Origin of the sequence: Dokdonella sp., from assembly GCF_039926425.1 — a bacterium.
Classification (GTDB): Bacteria; Pseudomonadota; Gammaproteobacteria; order Xanthomonadales; family Rhodanobacteraceae; genus Dokdonella_A.
On the sequence record NZ_JBDSWZ010000293.1, the window covers coordinates 1 to 2,574 of the forward strand.

The 2,574-nt window shown below is 67.5% G+C and carries 1 protein-coding gene and 1 pseudogene; both read left to right on the forward strand.

Going from position 1 to position 2,574, the window contains the following annotated elements; genetic code table 11:
- The coding region (locus ABIV12_RS16525; protein WP_348061355.1) for a DUF4175 family protein at window positions 1-1,980 on the forward strand (1,980 nt) is incomplete at its 5' end.
- Window positions 1,977-2,574, forward strand: a pseudogene (locus ABIV12_RS16530) (hypothetical protein); the annotation flags it as partial. The gene ABIV12_RS16525 and the pseudogene ABIV12_RS16530, both read left to right, overlap by 4 nt.

Consider the following 2,574-nt stretch of genomic DNA (forward strand, 5'->3'; position numbering starts at 1 on the left):
CGCACGATCGACACCCGCTGGGTTGCGCGTCGTCTCGACGCGTCGTTTCCCCAGATGGAAGACAGCGCGGCGTTGTTACTCCAGCCATCGTCGTCGCTGTCACGTCTCGCCGGCTTGCAACAGGCGCGACTGCGGACCCGCCTTGCAGGCATGCGCGCCGACCTGCGACCCGCATGGCCGTGGCGCGCAATCGCCATCAGCGCAGGGATGGCAACAGCCATCGTCGTGATGGCTCTTTTCAGCGCGAGTTCCGACCATCGGTCCGACACGTCGGGGCACGGCACGCACGCCGACATTGCCGCAACGTCGACGGTTCTCACGCTGAGTGAAATCCAGATCGACGCGCCGCCCTACACGAAGCTGCCGGCACGAACCGAATCGTCGCTCGATCTGAAGGCGCCCGCAGGCTCGCGTCTGCGCTGGCGATTGCGCCTCGCACCCACACCACCGGGCGCGCATCTTCAATTCCACGACGGCCGTCGCATCGCGCTCGCGCGCGACGGCGACGAGTGGCGCGGCGAGGACGTACTCGAAGTGTCGTCGCTGTACCGCATCGTGCCCGACGGCGGGCCTTCCCCCGCCGATGATCGCCTGCACCGGCTCGACGCGGTCGCCGATCTCCCGCCGGAGGTGCGCGTGGTGGAGCCGGACAAAACGCTCACGCTGCTCGATCCGCAGCAGACAACCTGGGACCTCGTGTTCGAAGCGAGCGACGACTACGGCATCGCACACGCCGACCTCACCCTCACGCTCGCGCAGGGGACCGGTGAAAACATCGCCGTGAAGGAGCAGGCGATTGTGCTGGCGGGCGAACCGCTCGATGCAGAACCGGGCGAACGCCATCGGCGCTTTCACCACACGCTCGATCTCGCAACGCTCGGCATCGCCAAGGGTGACGATGTGATCGTGCGTCTGGCCGTGACGGACAATCGCGCGCCGACGCCCAACACCACGCGCAGCGCGAGTTTCATCCTGCGCTGGCCGGTCGATCCGTCGAAGGAAAGCGCGGGGCTCGACGGCGTCGTGCAGAAGACCATGCCGGCGTACTTCCGCAGCCAGCGCCAGATCATCATCGACAGCGAAGCGCTGATCGCCGACAAGGCAATCATCGACGACGCGCATTTCATCGCGCGATCGGATGCAATCGGCGTCGACCAGAAGATCCTCCGGTTGCGCTACGGCCAGTTTCTCGGCGAGGAATCGGAAGGGCAGGCGGAACACGCTCCCGATTCGTCGCCCGTTGCGGTGCCGGATTCGCAGGAAGGGGCGCTGGCAGCCGCGCATGACGCGCATGAGCGGAGCGCGAAATCAACTGCGCCGGAGCGTTTCGGCGAGGAAGGGAATACGGTCGCCGAGTATGGCCACGTGCACGACATCGCAGAGGCCGCGACGCTGCTCGATCCGGAAACAAAGGCGACCCTCAAATCCGCGCTCGACGAAATGTGGCAGTCCGAACTGCACCTGCGCCAAGGCAAACCGGACGACGCATTGCCATTCGAGCGCCGCGCACTCGAGCTGATCAAGCGCGTGCAGCAGTCGACGCGGATTTATCTTGCGCGGGTCGGCCTCGAACTTCCGGCGCCGGATGAGGCGCGGCGATTGTCGGGCGATCGCAAGGATCTGACCGATCGCGTCGGCACGTTGTCGCCGCAGGCCCCGGTCGACGTGGGCCTGGTCGCACTTTGGCAACAACTTGGAACGAGCGCCACGCCCGACTGGCCCGCGGCGGAAGCCTGGATCACCGCGCACGCGTCGGCGTTGCCCGATGCGCTTGGCGTGGTTGCTGCCATCGATCGTGCACGGCGCGATCCGGCCTGTGCAACGTGTCGCACGGATCTGCGGAACGCCCTCTGGCCGACGTTGCCGGTGCCCGTCGCGGGCGGCGCACCGCGAGCGGCACCGGATGCGGCAGGTCGCGCCTATCTGGAATCAATCCGGGCAAACGCGCCGGACGCTGCGCCGGCGCAGGTGACGCGATGACCCTGTCGTGGATCATCGGCGCGACCCTCGCGCTGGCGTTCGGTGTCTCGGCATGGCGCATCGTGCGCGGCGTGCAGGATCATCGACGCGTGCGCCTCCTGTTGCTCGCCGCTTCGGTGTTCGGGCTGTACGCCTGCCTGTTGCCGCCGTCGATGCTGGAAGACTTCGTCGCGAATGAGCTGGTGGTATTGACGCCTGGCGCAACGCCGGCGCAGACGGCGGCACTGTCGTCCGCGTCGACCGTCGTTGCGTTGCCGGGCAGCGGTGCGAGTCGGACGATCGAATCCGTCCCGGATCTCGGGACCGCGCTACGGCGCCATCCGCAGTCGCAACAATTGCGCATCGTCGGGGCGGGACTGCCGCCGCGTGATCGCGACGCGGCACACGGTCGCGTCGTCCGATTCGATCCCGCGCCAGCGCCCACCGGTGTGGTCGAACTGCACGTGTCCGAAGCCATACGTGCCGGTAGCACATGGCGCGTCAGCGGGCAAATCGACGGCGTCGCGCACGCGCGGGTCGAACTGCGTGATCCGGCGGCGGCGGTCGTCGCGAGCACCGCCGTCGACGATGCCGGTCGCTTTTCGTTGCAGGCGT